General features: G+C 71.3%; 12 protein-coding genes and 2 pseudogenes. 7 read left to right on the top strand and 7 right to left on the bottom strand.

Features of this window, described 5'->3' with window-relative positions:
* Window positions 1–445 precede the first annotated feature (445 nt).
* On the bottom strand, window positions 446–1,159 hold the full coding sequence (locus GEV28_RS19755; protein WP_291413572.1) for a 4'-phosphopantetheinyl transferase superfamily protein: 714 nt from the start codon (window positions 1,157–1,159) through the stop codon (window positions 446–448).
* A gap of 177 nt (window positions 1,160–1,336) precedes the next feature.
* Here GEV28_RS19755 and GEV28_RS19750 point away from each other — a divergent pair, with 177 nt between their 5' ends.
* On the top strand, window positions 1,337–2,374 hold the full coding sequence (locus GEV28_RS19750; protein WP_291413571.1) for a DUF3068 domain-containing protein: 1,038 nt from the start codon (window positions 1,337–1,339) through the stop codon (window positions 2,372–2,374).
* On the opposite strand, the gene GEV28_RS19745 is transcribed toward GEV28_RS19750, so the two are convergent.
* A complete protein-coding gene (locus GEV28_RS19745) occupies window positions 2,371–3,078 on the bottom strand; it encodes a bifunctional 2-polyprenyl-6-hydroxyphenol methylase/3-demethylubiquinol 3-O-methyltransferase UbiG (RefSeq protein ID WP_291413570.1) in 708 nt (235 codons plus the stop codon). The two genes, GEV28_RS19750 and GEV28_RS19745, sit on opposite strands and share 4 nt — an antisense overlap.
* 126 nt (window positions 3,079–3,204) lie before the next feature.
* Here GEV28_RS19745 and GEV28_RS19740 point away from each other — a divergent pair, with 126 nt between their 5' ends.
* Both GEV28_RS19740 and GEV28_RS19735 read left to right on the top strand, forming a co-directional pair.
* Entirely contained in the window at window positions 3,205–4,326 is a 1,122-nt protein-coding gene (locus GEV28_RS19740) for a glycosyltransferase family 4 protein (RefSeq protein WP_291413569.1), read from the top strand.
* 62 nt (window positions 4,327–4,388) lie between these two features.
* Complete coding sequence (locus GEV28_RS19735; RefSeq protein ID WP_291413568.1) at window positions 4,389–5,126, top strand: class I SAM-dependent methyltransferase; 738 nt, start codon at window positions 4,389–4,391, stop codon at window positions 5,124–5,126.
* Here the strand turns inward: GEV28_RS19735 and GEV28_RS19730 are convergent.
* The 3 genes from GEV28_RS19730 to GEV28_RS19720 are packed head-to-tail and all read right to left on the bottom strand — an operon-like array spanning window position 5,107 to window position 7,636.
* A complete protein-coding gene (locus GEV28_RS19730; RefSeq protein WP_291413567.1) occupies window positions 5,107–5,286 on the bottom strand; it encodes a hypothetical protein in 180 nt (59 codons plus the stop codon). The genes GEV28_RS19735 and GEV28_RS19730 overlap by 20 nt on opposite strands.
* Before the next feature lie 5 nt (window positions 5,287–5,291).
* The gene (locus tag GEV28_RS19725; protein WP_291413566.1) at window positions 5,292–6,965 is read right to left on the bottom strand and encodes a hypothetical protein; all 1,674 of its coding nucleotides are present in this window, start codon (window positions 6,963–6,965) and stop codon (window positions 5,292–5,294) included.
* Window positions 6,962–7,636: a class I SAM-dependent methyltransferase gene (locus tag GEV28_RS19720; protein ID WP_291413565.1), complete on the bottom strand. Its 675-nt coding sequence runs from the start codon at window positions 7,634–7,636 to the stop codon at window positions 6,962–6,964. Before GEV28_RS19720 ends, GEV28_RS19725 begins: the two co-directional genes overlap by 4 nt.
* Window positions 7,637–7,776: 140 nt before the next feature.
* Between GEV28_RS19720 and GEV28_RS19715 the strand changes: the two genes are divergently transcribed.
* Window positions 7,777–9,198: a polysaccharide biosynthesis protein gene (locus GEV28_RS19715; RefSeq protein ID WP_291413564.1), complete on the top strand. Its 1,422-nt coding sequence runs from the start codon at window positions 7,777–7,779 to the stop codon at window positions 9,196–9,198.
* A gap of 197 nt (window positions 9,199–9,395) precedes the next feature.
* Here GEV28_RS19715 and GEV28_RS19710 read toward each other — a convergent pair.
* Window positions 9,396–13,069 (bottom strand): annotated as a pseudogene (locus GEV28_RS19710) (alpha-(1->3)-arabinofuranosyltransferase).
* Window positions 13,070–13,187: 118 nt separating this feature from the next.
* Between GEV28_RS19710 and GEV28_RS19705 the strand changes: the two are divergent.
* The 3 genes and pseudogenes from GEV28_RS19705 to GEV28_RS42435 all read left to right on the top strand — a co-directional run.
* Window positions 13,188–13,886, top strand: a complete 699-nt coding sequence (locus GEV28_RS19705; protein ID WP_291413563.1) for a class I SAM-dependent methyltransferase — start codon at window positions 13,188–13,190, stop codon at window positions 13,884–13,886.
* 214 nt (window positions 13,887–14,100) lie between these two features.
* Complete coding sequence (locus GEV28_RS19700) at window positions 14,101–15,273, top strand: HNH endonuclease signature motif containing protein (RefSeq protein ID WP_291413562.1); 1,173 nt, start codon at window positions 14,101–14,103, stop codon at window positions 15,271–15,273.
* Between the two features lie 301 nt (window positions 15,274–15,574).
* Window positions 15,575–15,739: pseudogene (locus tag GEV28_RS42435) on the top strand (helix-turn-helix domain-containing protein); the annotation flags it as partial.
* Window positions 15,740–16,023: 284 nt separating this feature from the next.
* Here the strand turns inward: GEV28_RS42435 and GEV28_RS19695 are convergent.
* Complete coding sequence (locus tag GEV28_RS19695; protein ID WP_291413561.1) at window positions 16,024–17,829, bottom strand: hypothetical protein; 1,806 nt, start codon at window positions 17,827–17,829, stop codon at window positions 16,024–16,026.
* Between the last annotated feature and the right edge of the window lie 105 nt (window positions 17,830–17,934).

The following is a 17,934-nucleotide window of genomic DNA, read 5'->3' as shown; positions in this document are numbered from 1 at the left end:
TTGCTACGCTTCACCCGCGAAGTGCCTTCCCGTGAGGACCACTACAGACCTAGACAATCCGTAGTTTCCCTTACAGGACAGGCACTTTCGCGCATTTCAGAGCGCGATCTACGTCACCCCGCATGAAAGACCCGGGCTAGCCCGCCTCCCCGGAATTCAAAGTGTTGGTTGCGTCCCAGCGGACGGTGCGGACTAACCCGCCTCCCCGGGATTCGAAGTGTTGGTTGCGTTCCGGCGGAGGGTGCGGACCTCCGGGTGGTTTGTGGCTGGGTGGCTAGGCCGCCTCCCCGGGATTCGAAGTGTTGGTTGCGTTCCGGCGGACGGTGCGGACCTCCGGGTGGTTTGTGGCTGGGTGGCGTCACGGTCCCCTGAGCTTGCGTTGGTCGGCGCGAGGCTTGCCAGCAGAAACGTGGACTCGCCGACTTGGGCACCGGACTTCCGGCCGCTAACCGAGTGCGGCGATCACGGCGTCGGCGTCGTGTTCGGTGACCCAGCCCGCCGGTGGGGCGTCGCCGATGACGGCCACGCTCGCGCGGTAGCCGTCACCCGCGGCCAGGTCCGCCATGTGCACCCGCGTGGGGTCGACCTCGGGCGAGTCGGAGGCCACCACCCGCGGCGGCTCGTCGAACGGTGACAGCGAGAACGTGCTCATCACGATCGACATGCCCTTGCCGGTCGCCTTCACCACCGCCTCCTTGCGGGCCCAGTACCGGAAGAACGCGGACCGGCGCGCGGCCGGGAGCAGGGCGGCGAACTCCGCCCGCTCGTCCGGCGAGAACGCGATCTTCGCCAGGCCGTCGACCTCCGCGTCGCGGATCTCCTCCACGTCGACCCCCACCGGCGGGCCGTCGACCACCGCCAGCGCCACCAGCGAGCCCGAGTGCGAGATCGACACCTCGGGCGCGCCGTCGGCGACGACGCGTGGTTTCCCGTGGGGCTTGCCACAGTCGTAACAGCTGCTGTCCAGCACCACTTTCTCCGGCTCGAGGCCGAGCCGCCGGCCGGCGATCGTGCGGATCAGCGTGCGGCCGGTGAGGAACCGCAGCCGGTCGACCTCCATGCGATAGCGGTCGTACCGCTCGCGCTCGATGTCGTCGAGCATCGCCAGCAGGCGTGGTGTCGCCGCCGCGGGCCGGGCCCACCACACGTCGCATCGCATGGTCAGATCATGACCGGTCTCGGGTCGACACGAGTATGCGACCTTCGAGTTCGACCGTCCGGCGCAAGCACTTGCATCCCTTGGCGCACTACTCCAGATGGGGCTTGCGCACAGGTTACCGTGGAGTAATTTATCCGCCATCTGTGACTGCCGTCGCACCCTCACCGAGGAGGTCCGTTGCGCCGTATCGTCGGCTTCATCCTGTTGGGGCTTGGTGTGTTCGCGGTGGCCCTGGGACTGCTGCTGCGGTTCTACGCGTACCCGCAGCTCGCCAAGATCCCACTGGAACAGGAGTCCACCGCGGTAGCGAAGGGCAACGGGATCACGGCTCTCGTGGTGCGCACGGTCAACGGCGCGCCGCAGCCGGAGATACAGCAGAACCTCAGCCTCACCTCGACCACGTATGTCACCGGTGACCTCACCCAGCCCGAGGTCGTGGCGGACGGCGACGTCGCCGTCTACGTCGAGGCGATCAAGACCGTCGACGACTCGAGCGGCATCGTGATCAACGCGTCGGTGCGCTCGCTGTGCCTCGACCGCTTCAGCAACGAGGCCGTCGTGCCGTGCGAGGGCCAGTACACCGAGCAGCAGCAGGGCGAGCGGGTCACCGAGGACCGCGCCACCATCCAGCAGCCGGGCCTGTCGTTCAAGTTCCCGTTCGGCACCGAGCAGCGCACGTACCCCTACTACGACCTGTCGGTGGGCAAGGCGGTCGACGCCGAGTTCGACGGCGAGGAGACCGTGCAGGGCCTCGACACCTACCGGTTCGTGATGCAGGTGCCGCCGACCAAGATCGGCGACCGCGAGGTGCCCGGCTCGCTGGTCGGCCAGGACGACGAGCCGAGCGTGCAGGCCGAGCTGTACTACCAGGGCACGCGGACGCTGTGGGTCGAGCCGGAGACCGGCATCATCGTCATCGGCCAGCAACAGCTCAAGCAGGAGCTGGTCACCGACGGCGAGGAGCCCGGCGAGGGCACCACGGTCTTCGACGGCACACTGCGCCTGGACGACGCGACGATCAACGACAACGTCACCAAGGCCCAGGACAACATGTCCAAGCTGAGCCTGCTGACCTCGTGGCCGATCGCCATGTGGATCGGCGGTGCCGTGCTGATCGTGCTCGCGGTGGTCCTGCTGATGGCGGGGCCGCAGTCCGGCCGCCGTTCCGGCGCCTCGCCGCCGATGCGCCGGCAGCCGGCCGGCGCACACGGTTAGGTCTTTCGGAGTACGAGCACCAGGTTCCACGAGGCGAATTCGCGCAGAATGGGAACGTGCACTATCCAGGTCGCCCACCAGGGGTGATAGCGGGGAAGCGCGCGCACCATTTCGGCGTGCTCGCAGCCGCGGGCCCACCGCATTGCCGAACCGACGGTGAATGCGAACAGGCTCTCGCCGAAACGATTCTTCGGTTCGTGCCCGTTGCGCCGGACGAATCGGCGGCGCGCATAGTGTCCGCCGAGGAAATGCCAGGGTGCGGTCTCGTGCCCGCCCCATGGTGAGAACCACGGCGTGAACGAGGCGAAAATGGTGCCGCCGGGCTTGGTCACCCGGACCATCTCGGCCAGCATGGCCGGCGGGTCGGCCACGTGCTCGAGCACGTTCGACGAGTAGCAGACGTCGACAGAACCGGTCTGAACAGGCAGTTCAGTGCCGCTGCCGCGAACCATGCCGGCCGCGGGCGCGCCCCGGGCGGACAGCTCGCCGACGTCCGGGTCGATGCCGAGGTAGCGGGCACCGGCTGCCCGGAAACTGTCCGCGAAATAGCCGGGACCACCGCCGACATCGAGGATCAGCCGGCCGTCGAGTGGGGTGAACGTGGAAATCTGACGTACCGAGTCGGTGGCCAGGGTCTGGTAGAAGTGATCCGGGTCGGACTGTTCTTTCAAGAATGCGCGAAAAAGCCGGACGGTTCTGCGCAACGTGGCGTCCCGGACGTATCCTGAATCGGTTCGCGGTTCGCTACCTACCATCGGGGGTATCGCCTTCATCGATATTTTGGTCCACTGTACCGGCCGGTAACCTACCATCTGCGATGCGGAGATCTCATGGGCCGCGAGCACTCGACTCCTCCGGCGGTGTTGTTCGTCAACTGGCGCGACACCGCGCACCCGGAGGGCGGCGGATCGGAACACTACGTCGAGCGGATGGCCGAAGGCCTGGTCAGACGCGGCTACCGGGTGACCATCCAATGCGCGGCGCACGCCGACGCGCCGGCCGACGAGGTGGTCGCCGGGGTGCGCTTCCGCAGGCGGGGCACCAGGTTCACCGTCTACCTGTGGGCGCTCATCGCGGTCGCGCGGATGCACGCGGACGTGATCGTGGACGTGCAGGCCGGGATGCCGTTCTTCTCCCGGCTGGTGGCCCGGTGCCCGGTGCTGGTGCTCGTGCACCACGTGCACCGCGAGCAGTGGCCGGCGGTGCTCGGCCCGGTGCTCGGTCGGATCGGCTGGTGGATCGAGTCGCGGGTGGCGCCGCTGCTGTACCGGAACTGCCGCTACCTCACGGTCTCCGACGAGACCCGGCGCGAGCTGGCCGGCCTCGGCATCGCCACCTCGCGCACCACGGTGGTGCGCAACGGGTTGGACACCCCGCCGCCGGTGCACGCCGAGGCGGACCCGGACCCGGTGCTGGTCGTGGTGGGCCGGGTGGTGCCGCACAAGCGGGTCGAGCATGCGGTGGACGTCGTGGCGCGGCTGGCGCGGCAGTGGCCGAAGCTGCGGCTGGAGGTCGTCGGGCACGGCTGGTGGCTGGACAACCTGCGCCGGCACATCGAGCAGCGGGACGTCGGCGACCGGGTGACGCTGCACGGCTTCGTCGAGGAGCAGGACAAGCACGAGATCCTGGCGCGCTCATGGGTGCACCTGTGCCCGTCGGTCAAGGAGGGCTGGGGCATCGTGATCATGGAGGCGGCCGCGCACGGCGTGCCGTCGGTGGCCTACCGCCGCGCCGGTGGCGTCACCGAGTCCATTGTGGATGGCCGGACCGGCCTGCTGGCCGAGGACTTCGACGACCTCGTGCGCCAGGTCGACCGGCTGCTGGCCTCCCGGTCCTTGCGCTCCTCGCTGGGTTCGGCGGGGCAGGACCGGGCGCTGTCGTTCGCGTGGGAGCGCAGCGTCGGTGAGTTCGAGGCGGTGCTGGTCGAGACCGCGGGACTAGGGCACGTCTGATGGATCACTGGCCGCGCGACCATGATCCACCAAACGCGCCCTGTTCGCGTTTAATGCCGCAGGTGAGCTTCGACGACGTGCGCCGGGACTGGATCCGGCTCGGTGCGCATGATCCGTTGTGGGCGGTGTACGTCGCGGCGGACAAGCGTGGCGGGCGCTGGGATCCCGCGCAGTTCCTGGCGACCGGCCGCGAGGATGTCGCGGCATCGGTCGGCTGGCTGGGCCGGCTGGGGTTCGGGCCGCGCTGGGCGCGGGTGCTGGACTTCGGCTGCGGCGCGGGCCGGCTGTCCCAGGCGCTGGCCGCGCATGCCGACGAGGTGGTCGGGGTCGACGTGTCGCCGCCGATGCTCGAGGTGGCGCGGCGGCTCGACCCGTCCGGCCGGTGCACGTTCGTCCTGAACTCCTCGAGCAACCTCTCGGCGTTCGACGACGCCTCCTTCGACCTGGTGTACTCGGAGTTGGTGCTGCAGCACCTGCCGGCGCCGGTGATCGACGGCTACCTGACGGAGTTCGTCCGGGTGCTGCGGCCGGGCGGGGTGGCGCTGCTGCAGTGCACCACTCGTCCACTGTGGACCGTGAAGGGCACGGTGTGGCGGGTGGCGCCGGGGTGGCTGGTTCACTTGGCGCAGCGGGTGTTCCTACGCTACCCGGCACCGATGCGGATGACCCGGTACGCGCCCGAGCGGCTGCGTTCGGTGGTGGCGGCGGCCGGTGGCGCGGTGGCGGCGAGCGAGCCGGTGGACGACCGGACGACGCACTGGCGGTCGACCCGGTTCGTGGTCAGTTCTCGCCGTAGCTGACCGCGTCGCCGGACCGGCTGCCGAAGTTGTTGGGGGACGCGGGGTCATCGAGGTTGACGCCCTTGTCCGGCGCGGAGGCCGACGCCACGGCCACCGCGACCCCGGTCGCGAGCGCGAGTCCGACGAGAACGGCTGCGATTGCGCCGACCAGCTTTCCCACGGTCACTACTCCCGGGTCCGACGTCTGGACGGCCTCAGGCTACCGGCCGGTAACGCAAGCCACAACAAGCTGAGCGTGACCGTTGCTAGTGCTATCGCATCGGCCGCGATGACCGGCGCGGCAGGCGGCTTCTCGGTGCGGTCCGGTTCGATCGGACCGTCGACGCGGTAGAGGTCGAGCCATTCGCCGTGGTAGACGCGTCGTCCTTGGTCCAGCACCGCTTGCTGGACGCGGCCCGGGGTGCCGTGCTCGACGAGGATCCAGCCGATGCCCTCGTGCCGCAGGTCGCCACCGTCGGTGAGCCTGGCCCGAACGGCCGCCGCCCGAGGGTCCTCGCCGGCCAGCGCCCGGCCGCCGACGACGAGGGTGTCGTCGATGACCGTGGTGCGCGGGAGGGCCCGCGGAGCGGGGTCGAGCTGGGTGCGGTCGCCGTTCCAGCCGAACCGGCGGAACGTCTGGAACGGCAGCGTGACGACGTCGCCGGGGTGCGGGTCGGTCTCGAGGACGTGCCGGACCCGCGCCCAGTCGTCGGGGTACTCGACGGCCTGCAGGCGCCCCCACCCGGCCCAGGCGAGATCGGGCATCATCGCGATGGGGATGATCGCCGCGCCGATCACGATGCCCTTGGCCGCCTTGCCGACCCCGAGCGCGAACCCCAGCGCGAAGGGGAGGGCCCACCAGGCGACCCACTTCTGCGAGTCGCGGAGCAGGCCGCCGCCGGGCACGTTCTCGACCACCCAGCCGAGGACCGGGGTGCCGCCGAGCGCCGCGAGGAGCACACCGGCCAGGCCCAGGACGATCAGTCCGGGTCCCCACCGCCGGTGGATCTCCCGGAAGCCGATCAGCGCCACCCCGACCATGCCGATGACGAGGACGGGCACGAGCGGGTTGCCCCGGCTGGCGGGCGTGACCTCGCTGTTCCAGATCCCGCCGAGGCCCAGCAGGCTGACCGTCGCCCCACCCCAGCCCTCCGCGCGCGGCCCGAACGCGGCCGCCGCGTCCGAAGTGGACAGTCCGGCACCGGGATGCGCGATGGCGGGAACCCACCACGGCGCGTTGAGCACGACGGCCATCGCGGCGGTCACGGGCAGCCGCCGCGGTCCGCCGCAGACCAAGGCGACGGCGGCCGCGGTGAGGCCGCCGGTGGGCGTGAGCACCGCTGGCGCGCTGACGAGGACGAGCACCGCCACCCGCCGCGCGGTGGCGTCGGTGCGGAGCGCGAGGGCGGCGCGGGCGATCCAGGGCAGGCACGCGTAGGTGAGCAGGTAGACCCAGTGCCCCATGAACAACCGCTCGGCGACGTAGGCGCTCCAGCCGTAGGTGACCGCCGCGAGGACCCGAACCGCCGGCGACGTCGACGGCACCAGCAGCCCGGCCCCGAGCGGGCCCGCGAACAGCGTCGCCAGGAGGATGAGCTGCTGCACGATGTCGCCGGGCACGACGGTGGTCAGGAGCCCGACGACCGCGTCGGCCGGGACCGACCGGGGAAGCGCCGACCCGAGCCCGACCGAGTCGGGCAGAAGATCCTGCCGCGGCGCGAACACCATGTCGTAGCTGAGCACGAACCCGCGCCCGAGCAGCGGCAGGAGCACCGCGAGCGCCATCCCGAGACAGACCCCGGGCAGCACGAGGCGGCGAGCCGTCCCCATGCCGCCTCCCACCTCGGAGTCGAGTGTCATGGCTGGTTGGTGCCGATCGGTTTGCGGGCCAGGACGAAGCCCTGCGGGGTCTGCTCCGGGAAGTCGCCGTACCCGTCGGGCGCACGCACCGTTCGGGCGTGCACGGCATACCCGGCCTCGCTCAACAGCTCGGCGACCCGGTCCGGCCGCCGCCGGTGGAAGTCCAGCGAGATCGAGTGCCCGCCGGCCTCGGTGCGGTGCATGGTCTCGTCACCGACCTGGAACGCGAGCTGGAGGTAACCGCCTGGCGCCAGGACCCGGTTGAACTCCGCGAAGACGCCCGGCAGGAGCTCGTCCGGGATGTGGATGACCGTGTACCAGGCCACGACGCCGCCGAGCGTGCCGTCCGCGATGTCCAGGGCCGTCATCGATCCCTCGTCGAACCGCAGGTCCGGGTACGTCCGCCTGGCCAGCGCGACCATCTTCGGCGACAGGTCGATGCCGAACACCGTGAGCCCGAGGCCGGTCAGATGTGCCGCCACGCGGCCGGGACCGCAGCCGATGTCGGCGACCGGGCCGGCCCCGGTCGCCCGCACGAGCTCGGCGAACCCGCCGAGCAACGCGCGGTCCAGCGGCTTGGCCGCCAGCTCGCCCCGGATCCACACGCCATAGTCGTCGGCCACCGTGTCGTAGGAGCTCCGAGTGCGCCGCACGAAGTCCGGTTCGGTCACGACCGGGCACCGTACCCCGCCGGCGGGACCGCCGTTTCCGCAGGTCGGCGGGGGAATCACAATCCGCCTTTCGCGGGTACCCGGCGGCCGGGCGCCGGGACTACAGTCGCGGGCGTTACTGGCTGGTAACGGAGGCGCGCGTGGCTCGTGGTGGGGTTGTCCAGCGGGTGCGGGTCGCCGCGGTGCTCGTCTCCGTCGGCGTGGCCGGGAGCCAGGCCGCCTCCTACCTGCTCAACGTCGTCGCCGCGCGGCTGCTCGTGCCGGCGAGCTTCGGCGAGCTGGGGTCACTGCTCGCCGTCCTCGTCGTCGGCGCGGTGCCCGCCATGGGGCTGCAGACCGTCGCCGCGCTCAGGGTGGCGCGGCTGCGGCAGCGCGGCCCACTGTCCACACGGGACGCCGGGCAGCTTTTCTCGCTCGGGCTCGCCACCAGTGCGGTCGTCACCACGGTGGTGCTCGGCGCGGCGCCGCTCCTCGTGATCCTGCTGCATCTCGCGTCGGTGTGGCCGGTGGTGTTCGTGGCGGCCTCGCTCATGTCGATCACGCTCATCGGGCTCTGCTACGGGGTGCTCCAGGGAACCCAGCGGTTCACCGCCTTGGCCGTCCTGCTCGCCGTCGAGGCGGTCGGGCGCATCGGCGGCACCGTCGTCGGCCTCGTCCTCACCCGCGGCGCGACCGGCGCGCTCGCCGCCACGGCCATCGGCGCGGCGGTGGTCGCGACGATCGGGTGGGTCGTCTGCCGGCGGCCGCGGCCGGCTGGTGCGGTGACCGCCGACGTTGGTGGGTCTATCGGCGGATCCAGGTTTCCGCTGGCAAAGCGCCGGTCCTCCCGCATACCGGGTTGTACGTGGGTGGATCGGCAACGCCGCCGGCGGGAAGCTGGGCCGTCGAGAGACCCGGCGAACGTCGGTGGTCACCGCACTACGCACCACAAAGGACACGTGGGCGAGGTGCTGCATGCCGTGCAGGCCATGCTGGCCCTCGTCCTGCTCGTCAACCTCGACCTCGTGCTCGCCCGACACCACCTCGACCCCCACCAGGCCGGCGAGTACGCCGTCGGCGCGGTCGTCACCAAGATCGCCTACTGGCTGCCGCAGGCCGTCGCCATCCTTGTGCTGCCCCGGCTCGCCAGCGCGCAGGGGCGTCGCACGGCGATACCGTGGGCGCTCGGCATCTGCGCCGCGCTCGACACCGTCGTGGTGCTCGCGGCGGCGACCATGGGGCCGACCGTCGTCGGGATCATCGGCGGCGCGGACTACCGCGACGCCGCCATCCCGATCTGGCCGTTCGCCGTCGTGGGATCGATGCTCTCGCTCGTCCAGATCCTGCTCTTCTCCCGCATCGCCAGCGCCGACCGGCGCTCAACGGTGCTGCTCTGGCTCGCCGTCGCGGTCGAGATCGGGCTCGTGACGACCTGGTTGCACGACGGGCTGACCCAGGTCGTCACCGCCGCCGTCATCGCCACCGCGCTGCTCGTCCTCGCCGGTGCGGCGGTCGAGCTCCGGTCCCGGCGCCTGGAACCAGTCGACGCACCCGGCCACGACGGCGGCCGCGGCCAGCAGTAACGCCGCCTGCGACACCCACCCGTACGCCCACGCCTGCCCGTGGTCCAGCAACCGCCCGGTCACCGCCACCACGCACGCCACCGCCGCCCCGCCGAACGCCAGCACCCGCGGCGCGGGCGCCCACAGTGCCCGCGCCAGCAGGCACGCGATCAGCAGCACCACCGGCAGCATCCCGCCGAGCACCGCGAGCAGACCGATCAGCACCAGCGGGACCCACCGCCGCCCGCCGGCCGGATGTCGATCGGCCGCCGCCTGCGCACCGGGACCAGCACCGAGCCGACCAGCAGCAACGCCGCCGCCCCACCGATCGCGAGGCCGCGCCGGTACTGCGCGTCCGGCTCGAACGTCAGCGACACCGGGCCACCCGCGCCAGCGGGGACCAGCCAGGCCTGCTGCCAGCCGTCCACCCGGACCCGGGACAGCCGCCGACCGTCCATTGTGGCCACCCAGCCGCCGTTCGCGTTCTCCGGCACGGAGAGCACCGCCGCGGGACCCTCGTCCACCACGACCTCGCGGTCCGTGGCGTCCCACCGGGTCACCGTGGTCGCACGCGACCGCGGTGCGGGCGAGTCCGATGTGGACGACAGCACCCGGAGGTCCTGCACCACGAACGACTCCGACGGCGTCGTCCGGATCTCGTGCTCACCCGGCTCCAGGTCCAGCCCGCCCTCGAGGTCGCGGCAGGTCGAGAACCGCAGCGGGCGGTGCGCGGTCAGGTCGGCCAGGGTGCCCGACACGGAGGTGGTGTAGGTGAAGCCGTCGAGCTCGATCCGCGGCCCGTCGCCGCACGGCACGGTGAACGCCGTGTCGGACGGCAGCGCCGGGAGGTCCACGCCGGCCAGGGCCAGTTCGGTGATCCCGGCGGGCACGCCCGGCCGCGGCTCGGTGCCCAGCACGGAGATCTCGATCGAGGCCGTGGTCAGCCGGAACTTCGCCACCCCGTCGGGCGTCACCGGCACGGTCTGGGTGCCCTGCGGCACGGTGATCCGCACATCCGTCGGCCGCGCCCCGCCCGAGTCGTCCGCTGTGGACAGTCGCAGCCCGGAGAGCTCACGCGGCCCGGACCAGGACAGCTTGAGCGTAGGCCGCAGGTCGGTCCCGGCCGCGATCCACGTCGTCGACCGGTCGCCGTCCACCGCGGCCAGCGGGCCCGCCGCCGGGTCGCCGGCGAGCTGGCTCGAGCCGGACACCTCGAAACCGGGCAGTGCCACCGGGAGGCTGCCACCGACCGCGGGCAGCACGGTGCCCTCGATCCGGTAGTTCGCCTTCGTCGACGTGCTGAACAGCCGGTGCACCCCGGTCGGCTCCTCGCCGACCCGCGCCCGATCGGCGTCGCAGCGTCCGGCCACGCACGCGTACCGCGGCTGCGCGCCGCGGGTGAAGACGAAGTTCGCCTGCTGGTCGGCCGACGGCGCCGCGTCCTCGGGCACCGCCAGCGCCCGGGTCGGCGTCACGCCGGGCACCGCGAGCTCCGAGATCGCCACGTTGCCGGACTGCCGCCCGGCCGCCACCCCCAGGACGGTCACCCGGACCGTGCTCGTCAGCCCCGGCGCGGTGGAGAACCGCTGCGGGCCGCCGCCGCGGGCGACCTCGTGCTCGACGCTGCCGTTGTCCGTGGTGATCCGTACCCGGGTGACCGGCCAGCCGACCCGCAGGCTGTCCACCATCGCCAGGCTGACCTCGTCGACCCGCCGCGGCGTGTCCAGCTCCACCTCGAGCCACTGGCCGTCCGGCCCGGTGAAGCTCGACGAGCGCCACGCGGTCAGCGGGTCGTCGTCGATCGCGGCGAACGGCAGCCCGGACGGGTCGCTCTCGTTGACCGCGTCCGCGTAGCTGATCGACGTCGACGCGGTCACGTCGCGGATGCCGCGGTACGCGGCCACCGTCTGGTGCTCGCGGCCGCGGAAGGGCAGTACGTCGGTCGACGGTCTGCGCTGGCGCGGCGGCTCGTCCGCGGTGAGCGTCTGGCTCAGGTTGTCCCGCACCCGGCCGACGTTGCGCTCGCGGTGCCGCAGGCCGTCGGTCACCAGCCACTCGCGCGAGTCGCGCAGCCCGCCGTCGCCGGCCAGCACGGTCGGGGTGCGCGCGTCGAGCACGCCCGCCTCCAGCAGCGGCAGCAACGACTCCGGCCCGCCGCTCACCGTCGGGATGTCCTCGGTCGACACCACGCTCGCCCGCGGCACCGTGCGCTCGACCTCGTAGATCTCGAGCGACGGCACCCGCCCGACGCCGTCGAGGGTCACCGGCGGGCCGAAGTCGGCGATCCGGTGCAGCCCGTCCGAGCCGGCGAGCCCCGCGCGCAGCGCCGCGGGTGGCGGTGCGTCGGTGCCGTCCTGGTCGATGTCGTTGCGCAGCAACAGGTACCGGTAGCCGGAGCGGGCGAGGAACGCCGCCAGCCCGGGTGACCCACGGGCATCGGCGAGCGCGTCCTCGACCGCGTCCATGATCCGGGTGTTGCCCTCGGAGCCGAGTGGGATCTGGCTGCGCACCGCCCACGGCGAGCGGGCCAGTGCCTGCGCGGGCTCGTCGACCGTGCGGCCCCAGGTGTAGTCGCCGAACCCGGACCCGGGCAGCAGCAGCGTTCGCGCGTTCGGGTCGGCGTCACCGAGCCAGGTCATCGCCTCGCGCCAGTGGTCCGGCACCTCCGCCCAGCCCGGTCCGGGGCGCAGCGTGAGCAGCCACGCGGGTGCCGCCATGATGGCCACGAGCACCGCGGCGACCGCGATCCGGGCCCGGGTCGCGCGCAGCCGCGAGGTGCCCCGGGCCATGCCGGGCAACCGGCCGGTGATCGCGTGGGTGAACGCGAGCATCAGCGGCAGCCGCAGCACCGGCTCGAACTTGTGCACGTTGCGCAGCGGCGCGAGCGGGCCGTCCAGCAGGCCCCGGACGGTGGCGGCGAGCGGGCCGTCGAGCGTCCCGACGTAGCCGACGGTGAGCAGGGTGAGCCCGGTCAGCACGCCGAGCACCAGGAACCGCCGCTCCGGCAGCCGAACGCGGACCAGCCCGAACAGCCCGATCGCCGCGACCAGACCGGTGACCAGCATCAGCACCGGGTTGTCGATCAGCATGAAGCCGGACGGCCACCACGGTGTGCCGGCGACGACGTAGGCGACCCACTGGTTGGTGCCGCGCAGCACCTGGAACAGCGACATCGGCGCGGTCGTGTTGGTCGCCGACTCGATGTAGTCGAGGAACGGGAGGCTGTACTCGCCGAGCAGCAGCAGCGGCAGGATCCACCACAGGCACGCGGCGAACACCGAGCCGCACCACCACGCGCAGAGCTTGACGTGCTCGGCGGTGAACCGGCGGGTCGCGAGCCACAGCACCGGCAGCACGAGCGCCATCAGCACCATCGCGCCGTTGATCCCGCCCATGGCGAGCACGGCCAGCGCGGAGAGCCCCGCCGCGCGCCGCAGCGAGCCGATCCGGTTCGCCTTGACCAGCGGCAGCATCACCCACGGCAGCAGCACCGCGGGCAGCATCTCCGCTGACAGCGAGCCGATCTCGGTGAGCATCCGCGGCGCGAGGGTGTAGGCGAGCGCGCCGGCGAAGCGGGCCGGCTCGCTGCCGATGCGCAGCGCGCGGGTGAGCGCCAGCATGCCGCCGAACGCGAGGCACAGCAGCAGCGCGCACCAGATGCGCTGGGTGAGCCACGGCGGCAGCCCGAGCACTGGCCGCCGGCGAAGAACGGGCCCATCGGGAACAGGTAGCCGTAGGCCTGGTTCTGCAGCTCACCGCCGGTGGCCTCGGGGTTCCACAGGTGCAGCGCGCGGCCGAGGAAGGCGGTCGGGTCGATCGCGAGGTCCAGCTTGGTGTCGAACGTGGTGCGGCCGGGGCGCTGGAGGAACGACAGCAGGGTGAGGCCCAGCATGACCCAGGCCGCCGGGTTGCGCGACAGCTTGGAGACCCTGCGATCGACGGTTAACATCGCACGAATAGTAGGGCTATGGTGACCCGACCAAAGTCGGCTTCCGGTAGGCAGGTTCTCCGTGGACTTCGAGGGTGTCTGGGCCTCGGCGGCCGACATTCCCGGCTGGCTCACCGAAGGCCAGGCCAGGATGCTGTGGGACGCGGTGTCCGGGCTCGCGCCCGGCGCGACGGTCGTCGAGATCGGCAGCCACCAGGGCCGGTCGACGGTGATCCTCGGCCACGCGGCCCGCGCGGTCGGCGCCCGGGTGGTGGCGATCGACGCGTTCGTGGACGGCAGGCTGTTCGGCGGGCGGTCCACCCGGGACCGCTTCGAGGAGAACATCGCGGTGGCGGGCCTCGCCGACGTGGTGGAGCTGGTGGTCGGCTACTCGACGAAGCTGCGCCCGACCTGGAGCCGGCCGGTCGACCTGCTGTACGTGGACGGCAAGCACGACTACTGGACCTATGTGGACGATCTGCGGTGGTCGGCGCACCTGCCGCCCGGCGGCGAGATCCTGGTGCACGACTGCTACTCGTCGATCGGCGTGACGGCCGGGACGGTGCACAAGGTACTGCTGGGCTCGCGGTTCACGTACGTGGACCGGAGCCGCTCGCTGGCCCGCTTCGTGTTGCGGCGCCCGGGTTTCGCGGACCGGCTGCGCGTGGTTGCGCAGCTGCCGTGGTTCGGGTGGAACGTGTTCGTGAAGGTACTGCTGCGGTTGCGCCTGCGCAGGGTGGCCGGGTGGGTCGGTCATCACGGGCCGTACGACCCTTTCTGAGGCCTGTTCCGAAAGTTGATCTCGGTGGGATGTCAGCGTGACGGACGATCACGGGATCGGCCGGTCGTGGGGGTGGGCTGATCACGAAGCCGTCCGCTACGAGGCCGGTCTCAAGCGAACCAGCGAGCGGACACGGTGAGTGCATGCCGAACCGATAGGGTGAAACCCTTGCCAGCAACGGAAACCGTGCTGCGGGTTCGGTAGAATCGACCACATGTACGAGTCGGTTGATCTGCCCGAAGACGCGCCGCCAGAGGCGGTGCCGTTGGCGATGGCCCGCGGGTTCACCCGGGCGGCGTGGCGGGCCCAGGGACACGAACTGGAACAACTCGCCATCTTCGCCGCGGCCAGCGGCAGTGAGTTCGACGCGGTGGAGGTCGCGGCGTTGCTGGTGCTCTCACCTCGCGCGGCCCAGGAGCGTCTCGATCTCGCGGTCACCCTGGCGACTCGGTTGCCCCGGGCGTTGGCGGCGATCAAGGCTGGGCGTCTCGACCCTTACCGGGCGTCGAAGATCGCCGACGCGACCCTGCCGTTGTCGCTGGAGGATGCGGCGGTGGTGGAGCGGGAGATCCTGGACCGGGTCGAGGAGATGCCGGCCGTGAAGCTCTGCCGCGTGTTGCGGCGGATCGTGGCGCGGGTGAACGCCGACGCCCTGCAGGCGCTGCACGAGCAGCGGGTCGCACGGCGGCGGGTGGACATGTATCCGACCGAGGACGGGTGCGCCGCACTCACCGTCCACGGCCCGGCCGCCCGGATCCAAGTCGCCGCCAAGCGGGTCGACGCGATCGCCTACCAGCTTCGGGACACCGGCGGCGCGGACGGGCGGACGATGGACCAGCTCCGCAGTGATGTCGCCCTCGACTTGCTGGCCGGTAAGGACTTCCAGCACGCCAAGATCACCGTTCAGGTCACCCTGCCCGCCCGCGCCGCGCTCGGGGCCGGCAACACCCCGGGGCATCTGGTCGGGTACGGCGACATCGCCGCCCAACAAGCCGTGGATCTCGCTTACCAGGCGGATGCGACGTGGCGGCGGATCCTGACCGAGCCCGCGACCGGCCGGGTGTTGGATGTGGGGCGGCGCCGCTACAGCCCGCCCGCGGCGTTGCGGGATCACATCCAGGCCGCCATGCCGACGTGCACGGGGCCGGGTTGTGTCCGGCCCGCTGTGCGGTGCGATCTGGATCATCGCGAGCCGTTCCCGGTGGGGCCGACCGACAAGCACAACGTGCACCCGGCGTGTCGCCCGCATCACCGCGCGAAGTCCTTCGGCGGCTGGAAGATCATCAAACGCGGCGAGATCCTGGAATGGGTCTCACCCTGCGGGTTCCGCTACCCACACCACCCCGAACCCATCACCCACCCCGAACCCGTACCACCACCATTCTGATGTGACCTGGTCGTGGCGCACCAGAAACGCACCCCGGCGTCGGCGAGCACGGCTGTTGGCTGGACACGCCGGCTACGGCCACTCCCGCTGGGTACCGCGCCGGCGACGGCATGCCCGTCGCGGTAACCGCAACCCCATCTGGCAACTGGACCACGTGACCAGCAAACGATCACTGATCGCTAAGACCACTGACACCAACTTGTGTCTCGTGATTCTGTTTGCTTTACGTTGGGGTGACTGATCTTGGTGTTTGGCTGAGTAGGTGGAGTTGACAGTCGATCAGCGGGCCGAGTTGCGGGTCATGGTGAACAGTTCGGATGTGCCGGCCACTGTCGCGACGCGGGCGCGGATCGGGTTGTGGTGTGTGGAAGGTCGGCAGGTCGCTGCGCTGGCCGGGGTGTCGCGGCCGACGGTGGACCTGTGGTTTTCTCGCTACGACGCCGATGGGATCGGCGGGTTGCTGGACCTGCCGCGTGGGGCGGGTCGTGAGCAGGTTCCGGCGTCGATTCGGCCAGGATTCTGGCGGCTACCGTTGCCAGCCCGCCGGTCGAGACGGGGTTGTCGCACCTTCACCAGCGTGAAGGTCCTGATCACCCAGATCCGCGACTACATCACCCACTGGACAACCCGAAACCGTTTGCCTGGACCACCACCGACGACGAGATCCTCACCAAGGTCCGCACCGTCCAAACCAACATCAAGAAACTCGTCGACAACAACGCAAAGTAAAGACAACAGAATCACGAGACACTATGGTGTGCCGGCCTGGATGTCGGTGACGCAGATCGGGGTCACGTCGAGGTCGCGGGTGACGTCGACGTGGGTGAAGGAGCCGGTCACCACCAAGTGGACCACGTGCAGGCCCGCGTCGAACTCGACCTCTGTCGACGTGTCGCCGAGCCGGACGATGCCGATGCCGGGATCCGCCGTGTAGTAGCCGATCCGGACGATCCGCCGGCCGGACACCGTGTCCTCCATGGGGATGCGGACGGTCTCGTCCTCCACCAGGTAGCCGCAGTCCGGCGCCGGGCCGGGCATCGCGGCGACCGGGTCGGTCAGCGTGAGCACCGGTTGGGGTCTACCGGTGCTGTCCAACCGGTAGAGCTTCTCGGTGGGGCGGTCGAAGCGCGGGTTCTCGGGCAGCAGGCCGATCGCGCGCGAGGCGGACGCGTCGGCGAGGAACCAGCTGATGATCACCGAGTCCGGGGTCGGGCCGTCGAGCAGGACCATCTCCGGGTTGGCGGCCAGCGCGTCGCGGGCGGCGGCGACGTAGTCGCGCGCCTCGCGGAACTGCAGTGCCGGCGCGATCCGCACGAAGGTCGCCATGGCGTTCGTGACCAGGAGCACCGTGAGGACGGTGGCGACCAGCCGCCACCGTGGTGCCGGTGGCGCCGGTGCGGGCTCGGCCGGCTCGGTCAGGCGCCTGGCGGGCAGCAGCGCGAAGGCGGCACACAGCACGGCGACGGGCACGGCGTCGGCGACGTAGCGGGGGTCGGCGCCGACCCCCAGGCCGATCTTGCCGAGCCGGGTGGTCGCGACGAGCCCGAGGGTCACGGTGAGGTACGCGGCGAGGAACAGCCACGGCAGCAGCGCCCGCCGCCGCGACCGGGTCACGCTCACCACGATGACCGCCACCACGACAGCGGCCGAGCCCAGCCGGAGGGCGAGCGATGGCGTGGCAATGGCCGACCCGCCGCCCGCCGTGGTCAGCGGCCCGCCGACCAGGCCGGGCAGCAGATTGTCCACAATGGACTTGTAGGCGAACTCGAGCATGCTGCGGCTGGTGACCGTGTCCGTGCGCGTCTGGCTGTCGGTCAGCACCAGGAACGCCATGCCGAACGCGGCCAGCAGCCCGGCGAACCCGAACCACAGCCGGCGGTACCGGCGCAGTGCCCAGAGGATCGGCCCGGCCTCCGTGCGGGGCGCCAGCAGCGCGGTGACGCCCAGCAGCGCCACCGGGACCAGCGCGGCCTTCTCGTAGAACGCCAGCCCGAAGACCATCCAGAGCATCGACCCCCACCACCCGCCGCGGCCGTCGAGGTACCGCAGGTGCGCGTGCAGGGCGGCGAGGACGGCCAGCAGGAAGGGCAACAGCTGCAGGGCGTAGGCCCACCAGAGCGTGGGGTAGAGGATGAGTGGCGAGCAGGCGAACACCGCGTACAGCGGGACGAGTGCCCACCGCGGCCCGAAGAGTCTCGTGAGGACGCGCCAGTACAGCCAGAGGATGGCGGCCTGCATGACGAGCAACGGCATGACGGCGACGGTGAAGCTGAGCGGTGCGGCCTGGGTGACCACCCAGGCGAGGAGGAAGGCGCCGGGTTGGAGGTGGCCGTTGTACTCCTGGAAGAGGAAGCCGAGGTCCAGCGGGGACGCGTGCGCGGCCCGGTAGGTGATGACGAAGTCGTCTTGGCCGAAGTAGCCGCCGAACCACACCACCGCGTGCACGGCGAACGGCACCGCCGCGACGGCGAACGCCGCCAGCGCGATGTGCCTGCCGGGGCTGCGGGGACTGGGAGGGGGGCTGAGATGGCGCGGAACCGCCTGGTCGACGGACACGGCACTCCTCGCGCTGCAGTGAGTCTTGCCTAGGTATCGGCGCGGCGGGCGATCTGTTACCTGGTTGCCGGTTGCCCACAGGATCGGTTGCCGATGTCCGTTCTT

The sequence above is a fragment of the Actinophytocola sp. genome (genome assembly GCF_009379765.1).
Taxonomy (GTDB): Bacteria; Actinomycetota; Actinomycetes; order Mycobacteriales; family Pseudonocardiaceae; genus Actinophytocola.
This window is presented reverse-complemented; position numbering and strand designations above follow the sequence as displayed.